Origin of the sequence: Lactobacillus amylovorus DSM 20531 (assembly GCF_002706375.1) — a bacterium.
GTDB lineage: Bacteria > Bacillota > Bacilli > Lactobacillales > Lactobacillaceae > Lactobacillus > Lactobacillus amylovorus.
The window spans coordinates 909,383-928,946 of record NZ_CP017706.1 but is presented as its reverse complement, the minus strand read 5'-3'; the positions used below and the strand labels follow the sequence as shown (position 1 = coordinate 928,946).

General features: G+C 39.6%; 17 protein-coding genes and 1 tRNA gene. 15 read left to right on the top strand and 3 right to left on the bottom strand.

Annotated elements, in window-relative coordinates:
* Positions 1-19: 19 nt before the first annotated feature.
* The 12 genes from LA20531_RS04885 (at position 20) to LA20531_RS04830 (ending at position 13,171) form a co-directional block, all read left to right on the top strand.
* Entirely contained in the window at positions 20-367 is a 348-nt protein-coding gene (locus tag LA20531_RS04885) for a hypothetical protein (RefSeq protein WP_056939644.1), read from the top strand.
* 138 nt (positions 368-505) lie between these two features.
* A tRNA-Thr gene (locus LA20531_RS04880) sits at positions 506-578 on the top strand.
* 71 nt (positions 579-649) lie between these two features.
* Complete coding sequence (locus tag LA20531_RS04875) at positions 650-1,963, top strand: C1 family peptidase (RefSeq protein ID WP_056939645.1); 1,314 nt, start codon at positions 650-652, stop codon at positions 1,961-1,963.
* Entirely contained in the window at positions 1,963-2,616 is a 654-nt protein-coding gene (locus LA20531_RS04870; protein ID WP_056939646.1) for an HD domain-containing protein, read from the top strand. Before LA20531_RS04875 ends, LA20531_RS04870 begins: the two co-directional genes overlap by 1 nt.
* A 169-nt stretch (positions 2,617-2,785) precedes the next feature.
* Positions 2,786-4,417 carry a peptide ABC transporter substrate-binding protein gene (locus LA20531_RS04865; RefSeq protein ID WP_056939647.1) on the top strand — a complete coding sequence of 544 codons (1,632 nt, stop codon included), beginning with the start codon at positions 2,786-2,788 and terminating at the stop codon, positions 4,415-4,417.
* A gap of 72 nt (positions 4,418-4,489) precedes the next feature.
* The gene (locus tag LA20531_RS04860; protein WP_056939648.1) at positions 4,490-6,124 is read left to right on the top strand and encodes a peptide ABC transporter substrate-binding protein; all 1,635 of its coding nucleotides are present in this window, start codon (positions 4,490-4,492) and stop codon (positions 6,122-6,124) included.
* A gap of 147 nt (positions 6,125-6,271) precedes the next feature.
* Complete coding sequence (guaB, locus tag LA20531_RS04855) at positions 6,272-7,414, top strand: IMP dehydrogenase (protein ID WP_056939649.1); 1,143 nt, start codon at positions 6,272-6,274, stop codon at positions 7,412-7,414.
* A 177-nt stretch (positions 7,415-7,591) separates the two neighbouring features.
* Positions 7,592-8,521, top strand: coding sequence for an oligopeptide ABC transporter permease (gene opp3b, locus LA20531_RS04850; RefSeq protein WP_056939650.1), 930 nt, complete (start codon positions 7,592-7,594; stop codon positions 8,519-8,521).
* A gap of 8 nt (positions 8,522-8,529) precedes the next feature.
* Positions 8,530-9,561 carry an ABC transporter permease gene (locus LA20531_RS04845; protein WP_056939651.1) on the top strand — a complete coding sequence of 344 codons (1,032 nt, stop codon included), beginning with the start codon at positions 8,530-8,532 and terminating at the stop codon, positions 9,559-9,561.
* 15 nt (positions 9,562-9,576) lie between these two features.
* Complete coding sequence (locus tag LA20531_RS04840) at positions 9,577-10,635, top strand: ABC transporter ATP-binding protein (RefSeq protein ID WP_056939652.1); 1,059 nt, start codon at positions 9,577-9,579, stop codon at positions 10,633-10,635.
* A gap of 20 nt (positions 10,636-10,655) precedes the next feature.
* On the top strand, positions 10,656-11,600 hold the full coding sequence (locus tag LA20531_RS04835; RefSeq protein WP_013641429.1) for an ABC transporter ATP-binding protein: 945 nt from the start codon (positions 10,656-10,658) through the stop codon (positions 11,598-11,600).
* A gap of 209 nt (positions 11,601-11,809) precedes the next feature.
* Entirely contained in the window at positions 11,810-13,171 is a 1,362-nt protein-coding gene (locus tag LA20531_RS04830) for an IS4 family transposase (protein WP_099202214.1), read from the top strand.
* Positions 13,172-13,517: 346 nt separating this feature from the next.
* Here LA20531_RS04830 and tnpA read toward each other — a convergent pair whose 3' ends face one another.
* The gene (gene tnpA, locus LA20531_RS04825) at positions 13,518-13,982 is read right to left on the bottom strand and encodes an IS200/IS605 family transposase (RefSeq protein ID WP_099202278.1); all 465 of its coding nucleotides are present in this window, start codon (positions 13,980-13,982) and stop codon (positions 13,518-13,520) included.
* Positions 13,983-14,081: 99 nt separating this feature from the next.
* Here tnpA and LA20531_RS04820 point away from each other — a divergent pair, with 99 nt between their 5' ends.
* Entirely contained in the window at positions 14,082-15,413 is a 1,332-nt protein-coding gene (locus LA20531_RS04820; protein WP_099202276.1) for an RNA-guided endonuclease InsQ/TnpB family protein, read from the top strand.
* A 442-nt stretch (positions 15,414-15,855) separates the two neighbouring features.
* On the opposite strand, the gene LA20531_RS04815 is transcribed toward LA20531_RS04820, so the two are convergent.
* Positions 15,856-17,172, bottom strand: a complete 1,317-nt coding sequence (locus LA20531_RS04815) for a C1 family peptidase (RefSeq protein ID WP_056940752.1) — start codon at positions 17,170-17,172, stop codon at positions 15,856-15,858.
* A gap of 137 nt (positions 17,173-17,309) precedes the next feature.
* On the opposite strand from LA20531_RS04815, the gene LA20531_RS04810 reads away from it, so the two are divergent.
* Positions 17,310-18,359: an IS30 family transposase gene (locus LA20531_RS04810; protein ID WP_099202220.1), complete on the top strand. Its 1,050-nt coding sequence runs from the start codon at positions 17,310-17,312 to the stop codon at positions 18,357-18,359.
* A 148-nt stretch (positions 18,360-18,507) separates the two neighbouring features.
* On the opposite strand, the gene LA20531_RS04805 is transcribed toward LA20531_RS04810, so the two are convergent.
* On the bottom strand, positions 18,508-18,933 hold the full coding sequence (locus LA20531_RS04805) for an Hsp20/alpha crystallin family protein (protein WP_013437062.1): 426 nt from the start codon (positions 18,931-18,933) through the stop codon (positions 18,508-18,510).
* 234 nt (positions 18,934-19,167) lie between these two features.
* On the opposite strand from LA20531_RS04805, the gene greA reads away from it, so the two are divergent.
* Positions 19,168-19,548 (top strand): transcription elongation factor GreA, encoded by a 381-nt coding sequence (gene greA, locus LA20531_RS04800; protein ID WP_056940457.1) that lies wholly within the window; start codon positions 19,168-19,170, stop codon positions 19,546-19,548.
* The last annotated feature ends 16 nt before the right edge of the window (positions 19,549-19,564 follow it).

The following is a 19,564-nucleotide window of genomic DNA, read 5'->3' as shown; positions in this document are numbered from 1 at the left end:
ATAGAAAGAGGTTATTAAAATGCTAGAATCAAGAAAAACTTTAAAAGTTATTTCAAGTTTGATAATTGGTTTAAGTATTGTCGGTGTCGGCAGTGGTGTTGCACAAGCTACTTTATTCACTGCTCCTAAGTTAGGAACTGCAGAAGTTGTTCCAACTGACCCTTCAATTAAGAAAGGCGACAAGATCTTCGTAGTTGTAAAAGATACTAATAATCAAAAAGTTGCTGTTTACAACCAAAACGCTAAGAAGACCGGTGCTAAGGTTACCATGGGTTCAACTTACACCGCTAAGGCAGTTAAGAAGGAGAAGATTGTTAAGATCAACAAGAGTCAATGGTTGAACAGCAAGGACGTTGTTAAGAACTAAATTTAACTCAATCTAGCTACTTTACAATTTAATAATCTCAAACTATTTCTTATTTTCAAACTCTTGGATTAGGAAAATGAAAAAAGAGACAAAGACATTCGAAATGATTGTCTTTGTCTTTTTTGTTACAATAGAGACGCCGCTTTAGCTCAATAGGTAGAGCACCGCCGTGGTAAGGAGGAGGTTCCCAGTTCAAACCTGGGAAGCGGCTTTTTTTCGTGGGCAAAATAATGCTAAAATGATGACAATGTAGTGATTGATTTTAACGAGAAAGGATCTCATATGAAACACGAGCTGACAATGGCAGAAATTGCCAAATTCCAAAAAGATTATGAAGCGCAGCCACAAAACCGCGTGGCTGAACTTGCTGTTGTTAATAACGGTGTGCAAAAGGCTAGTTTTAACAACGAAGGCGTAAGAAAATTAAATCGCACTTTTTCAATTGAAATTCCAACTGACAACGTCACTGATCAAAAGCAATCAGGTCGTTGCTGGTTGTTTGCGGCACTCAATACTTTGCGTCATGGCTTTGCTAAAAAGTACAATGTGAAGAATTTTACCTTCTCTCAAAATTACCTCTTTTTCTGGGACAGAGTAGAACGTGCAAATATTTTCTTCGATAATATTTTGAATACTGCTGATCGTCCACTTGATGACAGAACAGTGCACACTTACATGCAAGGTCCCGACACCGATGGTGGTCAATGGGCCATGGCCGTTTCCTTAATTAGAAAATACGGCTTAGTACCAACCTATGCTCAAGACGAAAGCTTTTCTGCCAACAACACCGCCATGTTTAACCGTACTTTGAACATGAAGCTGCGTGAAGATGGTTTGGTTTTGCGTAAATTTTATCAAGAAAAGAAATTCGCTGAAATTGAAACTAAGCGTCAAGAATTCTTGAGCGAAGTTTACCGCATGGCTGTGATCGCCTTCGGTGAACCTGTCCAAAAGTTTGACCTTGAATTCAAGGATGACGATGGCAAATATCACTTTGATGGTGATTTGACTCCACTTGATTTCTTCCACAATTACTTCACTGATGATCTCGATGACTATGTTGTTTTGTTCAACGCTCCAGATCATGAATTCGACAAGCTTTACGCACTGCCATTTGAAGACAACGTCGAAGGTGGCACTCCTGTTCAATTCTTGAACACCGAAATCGATAACTTGAAGGAAGCTGCAATTAAGCAACTTGAAGCCGGTGAAACTATTTGGTTCGGTTGTGATGTTGATAAAGACAGCGACCGTCAAAAGGGTATTTTATCTAAAGGCCTTTACCAAACTGATGCCATTTTCAACATTGAAACTAAGTTGAATAAAAAAGAGCGCCTGCAAACTGGGGCATCTGGTTCAACTCACGCTATGACTTTGGTTGGTGTCGATGTTGTTGACGGCAAGCCTCGTCAATGGAAGATCGAAAACTCATGGGGCACAAAAGTCGGCGAAAAAGGCTACTTCGTCATGGACGATGATTGGTTCAACGAATACCTCTTCAAGGTGGTCGTAAAGAAGCAATACGTACCAGAAAAATTGGTTAAGATCTGGGAAGGCGAAGCTACCCCAGTAGAAGCATGGGACTCAATGGCATAATGGACATCGATCAAGTCATTCAATTTACCAAGGATCATTTAAAAGACGAAAAAACCGGCCATGATTTTTATCACGGTCAACGTGTAGCTAACTTGGCTAGCAAGATGTATCTGGAAGATCATCCTGATGCTCATGAGGATAGCCGGGTAGTGGCCATTATTAAAACTGGCGGCTACTTGCACGACACGATTGATGAAAAGATTTGTGCCGATCCAGAAAAGGTCGTTGCCGAGATTAAAGAATTATTGCCTAAAGTGGGCTTTAATGATTTGGAAATCTGGGACATCTTGTTTACGATCCAGCACATGTCCTTTTCTGCCAATATTGAACATCACTATAATTTGCCTCTGTCAGGCAAGTATGTTCAAGATGCGGACCGCTTGGAAAGTCTCGGTGCCATCGGCATCGCTCGTGCTTTTACCTATGGTGGTAAGCATGGTAACAAAATCTATGATCCTGAGATTAAGCCAGTCAAGTTAGTGAGTCATGACCAATATCGTGGTCATGTCGAGACAACGATTAACCACTTTGATGAGAAACTTTTTCATTTAACCGATTTAATGAACACCTCAGCCGCTAAAAAAGAGGCTGAAAGACGGACCGATTACATGCGTAATTTCGTTCAAGAGTTCATGGATGAGTGGAATGTCTGAAAAAAGTTTAATAATTAATAAGCCTTGATGCTGTAGCATCGAGGCTTATTTCTTTACTTAAATATTTACTAAAGATTAAAAAAACTTGCAAATTAAAAATTGATAATATATACTTATAAACAACTTAAGAGATTTTATTAATTTTCTCATAAATGAGAGGGGCAATAATATGAAGTTTACAAAATTATTTGCTGCAGGGGCAACAGTTCTTATCGCTGGTGCCACACTAGCAGCGTGTGGTAGCAACAGTAACAGCAGTTCATCAGGCAACTCTTCTGCAAAGAAAAGCATCAACTGGATGGATTCAGCCGAAATTCCAACTATGGATATTTCAAAGGCTACCGACGTTACTAGTTTTAACCAATTGGGTAACGTTGAAGAAGGTCTTTACCGTTTAGGCAAGAACTCCAAGGTTGAAAATGCTTTGGCAACTAGCACCAAGGTTTCTAAAGACGGCAAGACTTGGACTTTTACTTTACGTCCTTCAAAATGGTCAAACGGTGACAAGTTAACTGCTAAGGACTTCGTATATTCTTGGCGTAGAACTGTCAACCCAAAGACTGCTTCACAATATGCCTACTTATTTGAGGGAATTCATAATGCCACTCAAATTTCAGCTGGTAAAGCCCCAGTTAACAGCTTAGGTATCAAGGCCGTTGGTGATAACAAGTTAGTTGTTACATTGGATAAGCGTATTCCATACTTTAAGCTTTTGATGGGCTTCCCACTATTCTTCCCACAAAACCAAAAGGTTGTCGAAGCTAACGGTTCTAAGTACGGTACTTCATCAGGCACCACTGCTTTCAACGGTCCATTCGTACAAAAGGGCTGGACAGGTTCAAACCTTTCATGGAAGTTAGTTAAGAACAAGAACTACTGGGACAAGAAGAATGTTAAGTTGAACACCATTAACTACAGTGTTCAAAAGACTCCTTCAACAGCTTACAACTTGTACCAATCAAACAAGCTTGATGCAACTGTTTTGGACGCACAACAAACTAAGAACTTGAAACACAATGCAGGCTACACATTGCGTGACACAGCTGCAACATTCTACGTTCAATTTAACCAAAGAAGAAAGATCTTCAAGAACGAAAACTTGCGTAAAGCTATTTCAATGTCAATCAACAGAAAAGCTTTGTCTAACGCTTTAGGTGGTTCAAACACTCCAGCCGATAGTTTAACTTCTAAGGGTGTCGTTAACCACGACGGTAAGGATTGGGCTTCAGTAGTTGGCGATAAGGAAAGTGCTTCTTACAACCCAACTGAAGCTAAGAAGCTTTACAAGAAGGCTTTGAAGGAATTAGGCGTAAAGAACGTTTCATTCTCAATCCTTTCAGACGATACTGATGCAGGTCAAAAGACTACTGAAACTCTTCAAAGTCAATTAGAAGAAAACTTGAAGGGCATGAAGGTATCTGTCGCAAACGTACCATTTAAGACTCGTTTGAACCGTTCAACTAACGGTAACTTCGACCTCGTAGTATCAGGTTGGTCAGCTGACTTCGCCGATCCAATTTCATTCGTTGACTTGTTCACTAGCAAGAACGCTAACAACAACGGTAAGTGGAGCAACGCTCAATACGACAAGTTGATTGCTGATTCTAAGACTACAGCAAGCACTGCTAAGCGTTGGAACGACCTTGAAAAGGCAGAAAAGATCTTGCTTAATGAAGAAGGTATTGCACCACTTTACTACAAGACTGAAGCTTGGCTTGTACGTCCAGACATCAAGGGCATCGTTTACAACGGTGCTGGTTTGAACTACAACTTCAAGGAAGCTTACGTATCAGGCAACTAATCAATAGTACATTGACAGAAAAAGAGTAGCTTTAGACGGCTACTCTTTTTTGCACATTCGGAGGGTAAGAAAATGAGTAAATTCCGAAAATTAATGGCAGCCGGTGTTGTAACTTTGGCCGGAGCTGCACTTGCAGCCTGTGGCAACAACAGTAGTTCCTCATCAGCCGGCGGCAGTAAAAAGACTTTAAACTGGATGGATAAAACTGAAATTGAAGGCATGGATGTCTCAAAAGTTACTGATGCCACTAGTTTTACCCAATTGAACAACACGATGGAAGGTCTTTATCGTTTAGGCAAAAACTCTAAAGTTGAAAATGCCTTGGCAACAAAGACCACAACCAGTAAAGATGGCAAAATTTGGACCTTCACTTTGCGTAAAGACGATAAGTGGTCAAACGGCGATCCAGTAACTGCGAAAGATTTCGTCTACTCCTGGCGTAGAACCGTTACCCCAAGTACCGGTTCACAATATTCATACTTGTTCTCCGGCATTGAAAACGCCGATGCCATCGTAGCCGGTAAAAAGAAGCCAAATACTTTGGGTGTTAAAGCTGTCGGCGATGACAAATTGGTCGTAACTTTGGACAAGCGAATTCCATACTTCAAGCTGTTGATGGGCTTCCCGTTGTTCTTCCCACAAAGCCAAAAGGCAGTTGAACAATACGGCAAGAGTTACGGTACTTCATCCAAGACAACTGTCTACAACGGTCCATTTGTGCAAAAGGGCTGGACTGGTTCAAACCTTTCCTGGAAGTTAGTTAAGAACAAAAACTACTGGGACAAGAAGAACGTCAAGCTGAATACGATTAACTACAGCGTGCAAAAGACGCCATCAACCGACTACAACTTGTACCAATCAGGCAAGCTTGATGCAGCTTTGCTTGGTCCTCAAGCTTCAAAGGAATTGAAGAATCAAAAGGGCTACACTTTGAGAAAGACTGCATCTACGATTTACCTTGAAATGAACCAAAAGAAAGCGCTATTTAACAACGAAAACTTCAGAAAGGCTCTTTCTTTAGCAATCAATAGAAAAGAATTGGCTAACTCTGTTGGTGGGGCCGCAGAACCTGCCGACACGCTTTCTCCAGAAAACATGACCGAAGTGAAGGGTAAAGACTACACCAACCTTGTTAGAGGTACTGCTACTAAGCAATTTAATACCTACAACAAGAAACAAGCTCAAGCCTACTGGAAGAAGGCTCAAAAAGAGTTGGGCAAGAAGAGCGTAAGCTTCTCAATCTTGACTTACGATGACGATGCTTCAAAGAAGGGTGGCGAATTCTTGCAAAGTTCAATCGAATCCGCTTTGAAGGGTGTCAACGTCAGAGTTCAAAGCATTCCTAAGAAGACTGCCTTAGACCACGCCGGAAGCGGTGACTACGATGTCTTCTTGATGGGTTGGACTGCCGACTTCTCAGACCCAATTTCATTCTTGGACTTGAACACTTCTGAGAACTCTCAAAACTGGGAAAAGTACTCAGATTCTACTTATGATAAGCTTGTCGCAGAATCTAAGGTAACTCCTAGTGAAACCACTCGTTGGAACGACTTGGTTAAGGCTGAACAAAGAATTATCAGCACTCAGGGTGTTACTCCTTTGTACCACCCAGAAGAAGCTTGGATGGTTCGTTCAACCGTCAAGGGCGTTGTCTACAACGGTGCCGGTGCTCCTTACAACTTTAAGGAAGCATACATTGCAAACTAATCTTTTTAATAACCAATAAACTCCTCTCTTAAGTGAAAAGCAGACTGAAAAAATTCAGCCTGCTTTTATTTTTACCCTTGAAAATTGGTTGATCTCCTAGTAAAGTAGAGCTAATAATTTTTATTTGTATGAGAAAAGGATAGCATAATGTCTAATTGGGATACAAAATTTGCCAAAAAAGGTTTAACTTTTGATGATGTTTTATTGATTCCAGCAGAAAGCCATGTTTTGCCAAACGAAGTCGATTTGAGCACACAACTGGCTGATAATATTAAATTGAATATTCCATTAATCAGTGCCGGCATGGATACTGTCACTGAAGGAGCAATGGCAATTGCGATGGCTCTCCAAGGTGGACTTGGCGTAGTGCACAAGAATATGTCAATTCAAGCCCAAGCAAGTGAAGTTGCTAATGTTAAGAGCGTAGTCGTACCAAGCAATGCCACTAAGGCTGCAGTTGACGACCAAAACAGATTGCTTTGTGCCGCAGCTGTTGGTGTAACTAGTGATACTTTTGAAAGAGCAGAAGCATTTCTTGAAGCTGGTGCCGATGCAATCGTTATTGATACTGCTCATGGTCACTCAGCAGGTGTTTTGCGTAAGATTAAAGAATTCCGTGAACATTTTCCAAAGCAAACTTTAATTGCCGGTAATGTGGCAACTGGGGATGCCACTCGTGCATTGTTCGACGCTGGCGTTGACGTAGTTAAGGTAGGTATTGGACCTGGTTCAATTTGTACTACTAGAATAGTTGCCGGTGTTGGTGTACCACAAATTACTGCTATTTATGATGCTGCTTCAGCTGCACGTGAGTACCACAAGCCAATCATTGCCGATGGTGGTATCAAGTACTCAGGTGATGTAGTTAAGGCTTTAGCTGCCGGTGGTAACGCAGTTATGCTTGGTAGCATGCTTAGTGGTACCACTGAAGCACCTGGCGACATCTTTGAAGATAATGGCAAGAAGTACAAGCGTTACCGTGGTATGGGTTCTGTCGGTGCCATGGCTCAAGCTCACGGCTCAAGCGACCGTTACTTCCAAGGTGGTGTTAACGAAGCCAACAAGCTTGTTCCAGAAGGTGTCGAAGCTCGTGTTGAATACAAGGGTGACGTTTCTGACGTTGTCTTCCAAATCGATGGTGGTCTTCGCTCAGGTATGGGCTACTGCGGTGCAGCTAACATTTCAGAATTAATCGAAAAGGCCCAATTTGTTCAAATCACTAATGCTGGTTTGCGTGAATCACACCCACACGATGTGCAAATGACTAAGGAAGCACCTAACTACAAATAAAGTACAAACAATCAAAATAATAACAACAGCTTAAAAATAAGATAAAAGCACATACTTTTCTCTTATTTTTTTAATTTTAATTTACTTTTCTCTAGTAATTTAAAATCCATCTGGTATAATTAAAACAACATTAAAAATTAAGTAATAAAGCAAAAAGAAAATGAGGGAGAAATTAATATGGCTAGATACCTATTGAAACGTATTTTTTATATGATCCTCACTTTGTTTATCGTAGCCACGGTAACTTTCTTCTTAATGAAGTTAATGCCTGGTTCACCTTACGCTAACGAAGCGAAGATGACGCTAACGCAGCGACACATTATGGATGAACAATACGGTTTGAATAAACCAGTATGGCAACAATATTTGATTTACATCGGCGGGATGCTTCACGGAGACTTCGGTACATCCTTCCAATACAGTAATCAACCTGTGGCAACATTGATTGGCTCACGTTTGGGTGCCTCAATGCAACTTGGTCTTCAAGCTTTGATTCTTGGTGTTGTGCTTGGCGTTATCGTTGGTGCGATCGCTGCTGTAAACCAGGGAACCTGGGTTGACTCAACTGCAACTGTAATTTCTATTATCGGTAAGTCAGTACCTAACTTCGTTTTAGCGGTACTACTTCAATACTACATCGGTTTGAAACTGGGGCTTTTCCCACTGGCCGGTTGGGGGCAATTCTCCCAAACAATTATGCCGACGATTGCTTTAGCGGTAGGGCCATTCGCCGAGACGGCCCGGTTCATTAGAACGAGCATGGTTGATACTTTGAGTAGTGACTACATTGAGTTAGGTAAGGCTAAAGGTTTAAGCCGAATGGAAGTTATTAGAAAACACGCAATGCGTAACTCAATGATTCCACTTGTTACTTTGATTGGTCCTTACGCAGTAGCTTTGATGACTGGTTCAATGGTTATTGAAAACATCTTTAACATCCCAGGCATCGGTGAACAATTCGTTAAGTCAATTTTAACTAACGACTACCCAACAATCATGGGAATCACGATGGTCTACTGTATCGGATTAGTAGTAATTCTGTTAATTACTGATATCATTTACGGATTGATTGATCCAAGAATCAGATTAGATGAAAGTGAGGCTTAGGAGACAATATGGCTGAAGAAAAATTAAACCTTCCTGCAGATGCCTTTGAACCTTTACCAAAAGATGAGGCGCAAGACAACGAAAATATTGCTGGTCCATCATTGTCATTTGCTCAAAACGTATGGATTCGTTTTAAGCAAAGAAAAGCAGCAGTAATTTCAGCAATCATTGTTATCGTCATGATTGTCATTTCCTTTGGTTCAACACCATTCATCAATAACGCAACTTTGGTTAAGTCACATCCGCAATACGCTAACTTGCCTGCCAAGGTTCCTGGCATGAGCGCAGTTAACGGCTTGAACGGTAAGATTAAGCAAAACGGCAAATGGGTTGACGCATATGCTCAAAACAATGTGCCAAAGGACAAGTATTTCCTTGCAGGTACTGACTACTTAGGTCGTTCACTTGGTCAAAGAATTATTTATGGTACTAAGATTTCATTGATCGTTGCTTTAGTAGCCGCCTTCTTTGACTTAACTATCGGGGTTATATATGGAATAGTGTCCGGATGGAAAGGCGGGGGAGTCGATAACGTGATGCAGCGTATTATCGAAATCATCTCCTCCGTACCTAACTTGATCATCGTAGTTTTAATGCTGGTTGTTTTGAAACCAGGTATTACTTCAATTATTTTAGCCATTGCCATTTCTAGCTGGACAACAATGGCACGGCAGGTCAGAGCCGAGACGCTGAGTCTGAAGAACGAAGAATATGTTTTAGCAGCTCGTTCACTTGGTGAATCATCTTGGAAGATTGCGTGGAAGCACTTGGTGCCAAACCTTTCAAGTATCATCATTATTCAAACGATGTACACCATTCCAAGTGCTATCTTCTTCGAAGCCTTCCTGAGTTTCATCGGTATCGGTATTTCAGCTCCACAAACTTCACTTGGTGTGCTTTTAAACGAAGGTCAAAAGAACTTCCAATTCTTGCCATACCAAATGTGGTACCCAGCAATTGTTTTGTGTATCTTGATGATTGCCTTCAACTTACTAGGTGATGGTTTACGTGATGCCTTTGACCCTAGAGGACAAAGATAGAAAGGATTAACCTAAATGCCAGAAGAAAGAGTTTTAGATGTTAAAAATTTAAAAATTGATTTTCACACTTATGCTGGTGAGGTTAAAGCTATCCGCAATGTGTCCTTTCACTTGAATAAGGGTGAAACGTTAGCAATCGTAGGTGAGTCAGGTTCAGGTAAGTCTGTTACTACTCGTAGTATCATCGGCCTGCTTGCTCGTAACGCCAAGATCGAAGGCGGCGAGATTGACTTCCACGGTAAGGACCTTTTGAAGTTGCCTGAAAAGGAAATGCAAAAGATTCGTGGTAATGAAATCTCAATGATTTTCCAGGACCCAATGACTTCGCTTGACCCTACGATGAAGATTGGTCAACAAATCGCTGAACCTTTGATCAAGCACAAGGGTGCTTCAAAGAAGGAAGCATGGGCTAAGGCACTTGAAATGATGAAGGCCGTTGGTATTCCTAACGCAGAAGAAAGAATCAACGAATACCCACACCAATTCTCAGGTGGTATGAGACAAAGAATCGTAATTGCGATTGCACTTATCTGTGAACCCGAAATTTTACTTGCGGACGAACCGACAACTGCTTTGGATGTAACTGTGCAAGCTGAAATTTTGGACTTGATGAAGGATTTGCAAAAGAGAGTAAAGACTTCAATTATCTTTATTACACACGACTTGGGTGTTGTTGCCGGCATGGCTGATCGTGTAGCCGTAATGTACGCAGGAGAATTCCTTGAATTTGGCGGCGTAGACGAAATTTTCTACGATCCACAACACCCATACACTTGGGGCTTGATCAACTCAATGCCTACGCTTAATAGTGATACTTTGGAATCAATCCCAGGTACGCCACCTAACTTGCTTGATCCACCTAAGGGTGATCCTTTTGCACCAAGAAACAAATACGCCATGAAGATCGACGTTGAACGCAAGCCACCATTTTTCAAAGTTAGCGACTCCCACTATGCCGCAACTTGGCTGCTTGCACCAGGTGCACCAAAGGTTGAACCACCAGCAGAAATTCAAAGACGCTGGAAGAAATATGATTTGATGAAAAAAGAGAACAAACTACCAGGAGTTAAATAATCGCAGCAAAGGAGAATTTTATGCCAGAAAAAAAGAAAATTTTGGAAGTAAAACATCTAAAACAATACTTTAAAAATGGCCGTAATGTCACCAAAGCTGTTGATGATGTAAGTTTTGATATTTACGAAGGCGAAACTTTTGGTTTGGTAGGTGAATCTGGATCTGGTAAGACTACTACTGGTCGTTCAATTTTGCAATTGTACAAGCCAACCAGTGGTGAGGTTATTTTCGAAGGCAAGAACGTCGAAAATCTGAAGTCTCGTGCAGATAAGCTAGCTTTTACTAGGGATGCACAAATGATCTTCCAGGATCCATATGCTTCACTTAACCCAAGAATGACAGTTGAAGATATTATCGCTGAAGGGCTTGATATTCACCACTTGGTTAAGGATAAGGCCGAAAGAAGCAAGCGTGTAGAAGAATTGCTTGAAACTGTTGGTTTGAACGAAAGTCACGCCAGCCGTTTCCCACACGAATTCTCAGGTGGTCAGCGTCAAAGAATCGGAATTGCACGTGCATTAGCCGTTGAACCTAAATTTATCGTTGCTGACGAACCTATCTCAGCCTTGGACGTATCAATTCAGGCCCAAGTTGTTAACTTGATGATTGAATTGCAAAAAAAGCGTGGTTTAACTTACCTCTTTATTGCTCACGACTTATCAATGGTTAAGTTTATTTCTGACCGTATTGGTGTTATGCACTACGGTAAATTGCTTGAAGTAGGGCCAGCTGACGACGTTTATGATCGTCCGCTTCATGACTATACTAAGAGTTTGATTTCAGCTGTGCCAATTCCTGACCCAGAAGTTGAACGCAGTCGTACAAGAATTCCATACGATGCTCAAAAAGAAGAAATGGACGGAAAAGAGCGTAGCATGCACGAAATTCGTCCAGGGCACTTTGTTCGTTGTAGTGATGACGAAATAAAGCATTATGAAGAAGTAGCAGCAAGCTACGAAGACTAAGCCAAAATAATAAATCTCTCTAAATAAAAAATAAGTCTCAGAAGTTCAATGTCATTAAGTTAAAACATTGACGAAGATGGGACCTTAAGAACCGAATCATTTTGATTCGGTTCTTTTTCTACGTAAAATAAAAAGTGAGCAGAGTCTAATTTACTCTTCTGCTCACTTTCGTCATATTATCCGGTCTTTCATAGAAAGCTGTGACTCTTATGAAATCCCTTCACTCAAATATTCTAAAACTGATGGATAATATTATCAATAAAATCGCCACTAATATTCATGCTTTCTCTGTTTCAGATCAGGCCTTTACCCGTTGTCGTAAGCTCAATGTCGTTGATTTGATTAGGCTGATTCTAAACATGGGAGCCGGCAGTTTGAACTCGGAAATTTTTCATGCTTTTCCTAACATAAATTCCAGAATGACCGCTTCGGCTTTCGAACAACAAAAGGCTAAATTAAAACCCGAATGTTTTAAAGAAATCATGGCTGAGCTTAGTCAGGCAAACAATGCACCACAATTACTAGATGACAAATACTTAGTTGTAGCGATTGATGGTTCCGATTTTGATCAGCCTTTTAATCCAAAATCAAAGAATATTTTTCAAGGCAAAGATGGTAGAAAATATTGTCAGATCCATGTAAATGCTCTTTATGATGTTTTGAATAAATTATATTTGGATATGGTCATTCAGCCCAGACAAAAAATGGATGAGCGTGAAGCGGCACTAACAATGTTAAAGAATCTAGATAAACAAGAAAAAGATTTTTTAGTTTTAATGGATCGTGGCTATAGTAGTTTTAATTTGATTGAAACCTGTAATCGGCTAAAGCATTGTCACTATGTTATTCGAACAAAAGCTGGGAATGGCGCTATTAAAGAAATTACCACATTGTCAGGCCATGAATATGATAGTGAGCTTTCCTGTAAAGTAACTGCATCGCATCGCTACTATATAACTCACAAAGATACGGAAAAGTTTCTTCACCTGGTATTCCATAAAAAACATCATTACAAGGCTGTACGCTCAAAAAATACCAAAGATTCACGCTGGGACCATGAAGATATATGCAATGTTAAATTTCGAATTTGTAAGTTTAGAATTAATCCACCAGGTTCAGACGATGAGTGGGAAGTTCTGATCACCAATTTAGACCGGGACAAATACCCACTAGCTAGAATGAAAGAGATCTATCATCTTCGCTGGGGAATAGAAACTTCTTTTAGGGAGCTTAAATATGACTTAAGCGGCGTCCAGTTTCATTCTAAAAAAGATCAATTTGTTTATATGGAGATATACGCCCATTTTGCAATGTATGATGCAGTGAGCTTATCAGTAGCCGCCAGCTCAAAGCCATATGTTAAAAGCAAATATCAATATCAAATAGATTTTAAAATGGCCTGCTGTATTTGGCGACGATACTTTATGATAAGCGATAATTCAGATATAAGCTTTGCACAATTAGTGCTTGATATGGCATCTTATATAACTCCAATTCGACCGGGAAGAAAAGATAAACGTAATTTAAAAGCAAAATTAGTTATCAGTTTTCCTTATCGTTTGGTAGCTTAGATTAATTAAAAAGTGGCTATCCTAGGATGGCTTATTTGTGCTATCAAAAAAAGACATTTACCGAGAAAAGTAATTCGATAAATGTCTCAAAAAATATTGTCAGATTTGTCAATGTCTTAACTTAATGACATTGCTCAGAAGTTCTGAGGCTTATTTTTGTAGAACTTAAGACAGTATTTATTAAAAATAATCTGTATAATGAAAGTAGATCATACCTTCGCAATGACGGATGGATTTTCCTCTATCAGCGAAGGTTTTTTTATGGATAGAATAATATGGAACATCATCTTTCATATGAAGAACAATTATTACTTTTTAAAGAAAAACGCCCGAAAATCCCCGTATTTTAATGCGGGGATGGATAGGGCTTGCCGTCTCTAACGGCATTGTAGATCTGGTCATTAATGTACTTTTCTACTACTTCTTTAGACATATTCCCTACCGTGCCAAAGTAATAGCTGGGTGACCATAAATGTCCGCCCCACATCTTGTTTTGCTTAATTTCGGGATGATTCTTGAAGAATAAAAAAGCACTTCTTCCTTTGAGTGCTTTGACTACGCTTGAACCTGATTTTGATGGTCTAAAGCTGATAAGCAAATGAATATGTTCAGGCATTACCTCCATTTTTTCAATTTTGATTTGATTATCTTCGGCTATTTGCTTGAGCAGGTCTCGCATTTCTTGAGCCAGGTCTTGGTTAGTAAAGATTTGATTGCGGTATTTAGTACACCAAGTTAGATGATAGTGTGCATTATAGACGTAGTGTTTTTCATAGCCTGCGTCTTTTATTTTGTCTCTCTTATTATTCATAGTCTAATATCCTTTCGTCTATTATGTATCTATTTACTGTTGATTATAAGATATACATAGGATATAATCAAATTACAATAATACAAGGAGGTGAAATACATGAAAAGAATGAGCAGTTTAGCCTATCATTTTGGCGTTAAGCTTCGCTTTTATCCTAGTTCTAAGCAAAAGAAAATCATTAAACTAAACTATGATGCGCAGCGCTTTGTCTACAACTCTTATGTAGGACGCAATCGGACTAGCTACCATGCTAAACGTTATTTAGCTAATAGGCAAAATCGAGCAATGCCCTTTGCTTTTTCTGCTCTTAATAGCTATGAAGTCCAACTGGCAGAAACAGTAGTCATCAATAATGAATTATTGGCTAAGCCTAAGAATATTCGTGATGCTTATAGCTTTTTACGTGTTAAAGAAATTGATAGTCTCGCTCTTGCCAATGCGATTCAAAACTATCAGAAAGCTTGGAACAACTATCGCAAGATTGGTCATGGAATTCCGACTTTTCACAAAAAACGCAGCGACTGGTCATATCAGACCAACTGTCAATATCCTAAGCAGTCAGAAGCCTATCTTGATAACGGGACAGCTAGATTTATTGATGCTAAACATATTAAATTGCCTAAGCTGGGAATTGTCCGCATTGCTGGTTTTAGAAAACTGATTAAAGAGCGCTTGCTTAAGCAGATACCAACTAGAATTGGCACAGTCACGATAAAAAAGACCGCTGATGACCAGTTCTACCTGTCTATGCAATTAGGCAGCGATACTGCTTTTGTTAAGGAATTATCTAAAACACAAAGTCAAATTGGCATTGACCTCAATTTAGATAACTTCCTAACAGCATCTAACGGAGCAATGGTCGCTAATCCACGATTTTATCGCAAAACCAAAAAGAAGCTGGCCCATGCCCAACGTGTCTTGTCTCGCAGGCAGCGCCGGGCTAAAAAAGAAGGGCGTAATTTGCGGACAGCTAAGAATTATCAAAAGCAACGCTTATCAGTTGCCAGACTGCACGACAAGATTCGCAGACAGCGTAATGACTTTTTACAAGTACTCTCAACTGCACTAATCAAAAACCACGATTTAGTAGTTGCCGAGGAATTAAGAAACAGAAACCTGTTAAAGAATCATGCCTTGTCGCAATCAATTTCTGATGTCGGCTGGCGTAGTTTCCTGAATATGCTGGCTTATAAGGCAGATCTATATGGTAAAGAATTTCTAACAATTGATCCTAAATATACCACTCAACGCTGTCATGCTTGTGGCAGTATTATGGGCCAAAATGGTTATAAGAAATTAACCCTTAAGGATCGGGAGTGGACTTGTCCAATTTGTCGAATGCCCCATATTCGTGATTGGAATGCGGCAGTGAATATCTTAGAAAAAGGATTAAGCAAGTGGCAAAATCCTAAAATAAAAAAAGCAGCCTAGAAAGGCTGCAGTCCGTTAGCAACTTGCGGACTTAAAAGGCTTTGGTAATTAGACGACCTCTATCGGCAATAGTCAAAAGACTATTGCTGGTAAGTCAAGTCCGTATCTAAGCAAGTTGGTGTTCTGGTTAGCGCAAGCTAACGAGCCACTAAGCCCTAGACTTCAGTCTAGGGTAGTTGACACATCTTGAAAGAATTTTGAATTCTTTGTGTGAAATCTTAGGGGATGATTTTGCAAATAAATCAGCCCAAAATATGGGATTTAAGAATAAAGAATCGATACACGAAATGTTTTCTTTATTTAAAAATTCGAAAATTATAACTTTTTATCCAGATGGAAGCTATATTTATAAATAAATATCGTAAATTCTGAGAAATTGAATCGATATTAAAAAGCCAGGTCCTTAGTGGATCTGGCTTTTTAATATACTCAAATTTCTTCATTAAGCTAATGAATCCCATGCTGGTAAGTCAGTGATTGGGCCTTCAGCTAATTCCTTTTGCTTGTCAGTTAAGTACTTCTTGTGAACAACAACTTCGTATACGTAGTCGTTGAACCATTCGTTGTTCATTACGTAGAAGCCCTTTGAACCTGACTTGTCACCCCATGAGTTTTCAACTTTCCATTGACGAACTTCGCCGTTGTCTTCATCAACACCAACTAAAGTCATAGCGTGTGAAACTTGGCCGACACCAGTTCTTAATCTGTCAGCCTTTGACATCTTGAAGTCAACGCCAAACAAGTCATCTAACTTGTAAAGGTTAGTGTCAAGGTAACCAGTCTTACGGTCCATTTGACGAAGAACATCGTTACCGAACCAAACAGCTTCGCCATCCTTTAATTGAGCGATAGCGGCTGAAGATAAGTATTCCATTGGTACGTTCAAAAGCTTGATTCTGATTGAGCCTTCGATATTGTCTTCTGCTGGAAGACCGTACAACTTGTTGTATTCGTGGTCAGGTGCGTTAGTTAAAACAACGTAGTCGTCAAAGTCAACGTCGCCTAAGTACTTGTGCAAGAATTCAAGTGGAGTTAAATTCTTGTCCAAGTGGTACTTCTTGTCGTCGTCACGGTATTCAAGATCAAAAGTCTTAGGTGGTTCACCAACGGCAATAGCAGTCATTTGGTAAACTTCGCTCAAGAACTTTTCACGAGTCTTTGCGATTTCGTCGTCCTTGCCGTATTGCTTAAGGTGACGAAGAACCAAAGCATCCTTCTTAAGCTTGTCACCAAGTGCAGTAGCGAAGCCAGTAGTGTCATTAGTGTTGAAAGTTTCAGGCATTGCGTATGAAGGAACGACACCATACTTTTCAACTAATGCGGCTGCCATTTGGAATTGACCACCATCTGAGCCGGCGAAGTCTAAGTCAGTCTTAACTTGACGAGAATCAAGGGGCATGTTAGCACTGTCCAAAATTCTGTTGTAGAACATGTTGGCACGTTCAATCTTGTCCCAGAAGAAGTTGTAGGCTTGTGAGAAGGTGAAGTTCTTAGCCTTGTACTTCTTGCCGAAAGCGTGACGCAAAACGTTTAAGGTTGCGAATTCCCAGCAACGACCTGAGTGTTTTTGGTTAGTAACGTTGTCAGTGTCAAGTTCAGTAGAGAAGACACGAGTTAATTTACTTTGAACGCGATCATTGTATGATGCTTCAAGCACACCACTACGTTGTGCAGCACGAGCAATAACTTTGTTTTCTGGGTTCTTGTTAAAGTCTGCAGAAAACTTTTCCAGCTCTTGTACAGTTAATTCATGAGCCATAAAAAAATCTCCTTTTTCATTTTTAATTTTTTCGCCGATTGTAAAATCAAATTGAACACTTTAGAAAAATAAAAAGTCCATTTGGACCTGTTTGATAGAATGTTAATAATCACAAAAACATCTATTGGAGGTCACAAATGGACTCTTTACATTCTATCATGCCTAAGCACCAAAAGGGAAAGCATTTATCATTTGAGCAACGGGTTGTTATTCAAACCCGTATTAAAGACGGTTTCTCTCTTAGGGCTATTGCTCGTGAGCTTGATTGCTCTCCTTCTACTATCAGTTATGAGGTTAAACGTGGTACTGTTTTGCTTTATCATGGTAAGAAAAAACGCTATAAGGCACAACAAGGTGATAAAGCTTACCAAATACATCGTAAGAATTGCGGTCGTAAATCAGATTTCTTAAAGAAATTTGACTTTATCAAATACGTTAATAAGCATTTCTGCGAAGATGGCTGGTCTCTTGATGTATGTGCCAATCGCTGCTTAGCTTTAGGAGAATTTTCTCGTGATCAGGTAGTTTGCACTAGAACCTTGTACAACTATGTAGATCAATGCTTAATGGGTATGAGAAATTCTGATTTGCCAGAAAAGTTAAAGCGCAATACTAAAATACATCGCATTCGTAAAAATAAGAAAAAGCTTGGCCGAAGTATTGAAGAACGTCCCAAGGAGATCAATGATCGTAAGGAATTTGGCCACTGGGAATGCGATTTAGTCTTAGGACATAAAACTAAGGATGATCAAGTACTGCTAACTTTGTCTGAACGAATGAGCCGTGAATTTTTAATCTTGCGTATTCCTGATAAGACAGCCGCCAGTGTGATGACTGCTTTTCAGGCTCTGCGCAAACAGTATAGTGAACATTGGAATGACATCTTTAAGACAATTACAACTGATAATGGATCAGAGTTTGCGGATTTATCCAATCTGGAGACAGTTTCAAAAACCCTGGTTTACTATGCTCATCCATATACTTCTTGTGATAAAGGCACTGTTGAAAGACACAATGGCCTTATTCGCAGATTTATTCCCAAAGGTGATTACATCAATAACTATTCTCTTCAAGATATCATTAATATTGAAACCTGGTGCAATTCACTACCAAGAAAGATCTTGGCATATCATACTCCAGATGAAATCTTTGAGAAAGAATTAGATCATATCTATCAAGCAGTATAAATGTTCAATTTATTATTGCAATTTACGTTTTTAATTTTTTCTTAAATTAACTCTATTTTAAGCCAAAACAAAAGCGGGTTCAATCATGAACTCGCTTCAGAGAACTATTTATCCGTTACTTATTAGATTTCTTGCAATTATCTAATAATTAATCAATTTGGATAGAATTGCCATCATCGCTAGCGGTTTGCTTTGGCAAAGTGATGGTCAATACACCATTATCATACTTTGCATGAATGTCACTTGCAACTACATTTGGTAATCTGTAGCTTCTTGAGATACTGCCTTCGCTTCTCTCTTGGTGAATGATGTTTCTGTTCTTGTCGCTGGTGTCCTTAAAGGCTTGTCTGGTGCCGGCAACACTCAAAACACCATCTTTATAGTTAAGCTTAATGTCATCTTTGTTCATGCCTGGCATATCAATCTTAACTACATAATCTTTATCAGTTTCAGCAACATCTGATTGCATGATGTTTTCAATTTCACTGTCATCAAAGAAGTTTCTTGGAAAACCAAACCAGTCGTTCATTGCATCCATCATATCATTACGACGATTCATCATATCGTTTGCCATAAATAAAACTTCCTTTCATTTTTTGTCTAAGTTAATTTGTAAGGAGCGAATCATTTGTTTATCTGATCTCTTTTTCCTTACACTGATTATTGTAGTCGTTTTGAAACAAAGTTAAACTATTTAGCACTCAAAAACATATAGTGCTAATTTTTGATTAAAAAGTTGATCAAATTAAGGATTAACACTTGTGGAAAACTCTTACATAATTAAAAAGCAAAAGGAGAAATAACTATTATGGTATATTTTCAAAAGATGACGCCAGAAGGCTACAAACAAATTGAAGATGAAATTGCCCGCTTAAAGAAGGATCGTCCACGCAGAATTAAAATTTTGCAGGCAGCACGTGCTGCGCTCGGCGACCTTTCAGAAAATACGGAATATACTGAAGCTAAGCGTTACTTAGGCAAACAATTAAAGTATACGGAAATCGTTGAAACTAAGGACGATGGCAAGGTTGATTTGGGCAAAACCGTTGTCTTGAAGTTTGACGATGATGAAGATACTGAAGAATATAAGATTGTTGGCCGGATGGAGGCTGATTTAGCCGATGGCAATATTTCCTTTGATTCACCACTGGGGCAAGCAATTATGAAAAAAGAGGCAGGGACGACTTAAACAGTTGAAGCACCGG

Bases quoted from the DNA above. Each gene is read 5' to 3' on its own strand.
- LA20531_RS04885 (WP_056939644.1), top strand. From the start codon at position 20: ATGCTAGAATCAAGAAAAACTTTAAAAGTTATTTCAAGTTTGATAATT.
- LA20531_RS04875 (WP_056939645.1), top strand. From the start codon at position 650: ATGAAACACGAGCTGACAATGGCAGAAATTGCCAAATTCCAAAAAGAT.
- LA20531_RS04870 (WP_056939646.1), top strand. From the start codon at position 1,963: ATGGACATCGATCAAGTCATTCAATTTACCAAGGATCATTTAAAAGAC.
- LA20531_RS04865 (WP_056939647.1), top strand. From the start codon at position 2,786: ATGAAGTTTACAAAATTATTTGCTGCAGGGGCAACAGTTCTTATCGCT.
- LA20531_RS04860 (WP_056939648.1), top strand. From the start codon at position 4,490: ATGAGTAAATTCCGAAAATTAATGGCAGCCGGTGTTGTAACTTTGGCC.
- guaB (WP_056939649.1), top strand. From the start codon at position 6,272: ATGTCTAATTGGGATACAAAATTTGCCAAAAAAGGTTTAACTTTTGAT.
- opp3b (WP_056939650.1), top strand. From the start codon at position 7,592: ATGGCTAGATACCTATTGAAACGTATTTTTTATATGATCCTCACTTTG.
- LA20531_RS04845 (WP_056939651.1), top strand. From the start codon at position 8,530: ATGGCTGAAGAAAAATTAAACCTTCCTGCAGATGCCTTTGAACCTTTA.
- LA20531_RS04840 (WP_056939652.1), top strand. From the start codon at position 9,577: ATGCCAGAAGAAAGAGTTTTAGATGTTAAAAATTTAAAAATTGATTTT.
- LA20531_RS04835 (WP_013641429.1), top strand. From the start codon at position 10,656: ATGCCAGAAAAAAAGAAAATTTTGGAAGTAAAACATCTAAAACAATAC.
- LA20531_RS04830 (WP_099202214.1), top strand. From the start codon at position 11,810: ATGAAATCCCTTCACTCAAATATTCTAAAACTGATGGATAATATTATC.
- tnpA (WP_099202278.1), bottom strand. From the start codon at position 13,982: ATGAATAATAAGAGAGACAAAATAAAAGACGCAGGCTATGAAAAACAC.
- LA20531_RS04820 (WP_099202276.1), top strand. From the start codon at position 14,082: ATGAAAAGAATGAGCAGTTTAGCCTATCATTTTGGCGTTAAGCTTCGC.
- LA20531_RS04815 (WP_056940752.1), bottom strand. From the start codon at position 17,172: ATGGCTCATGAATTAACTGTACAAGAGCTGGAAAAGTTTTCTGCAGAC.
- LA20531_RS04810 (WP_099202220.1), top strand. From the start codon at position 17,310: ATGGACTCTTTACATTCTATCATGCCTAAGCACCAAAAGGGAAAGCAT.
- LA20531_RS04805 (WP_013437062.1), bottom strand. From the start codon at position 18,933: ATGGCAAACGATATGATGAATCGTCGTAATGATATGATGGATGCAATG.
- greA (WP_056940457.1), top strand. From the start codon at position 19,168: ATGGTATATTTTCAAAAGATGACGCCAGAAGGCTACAAACAAATTGAA.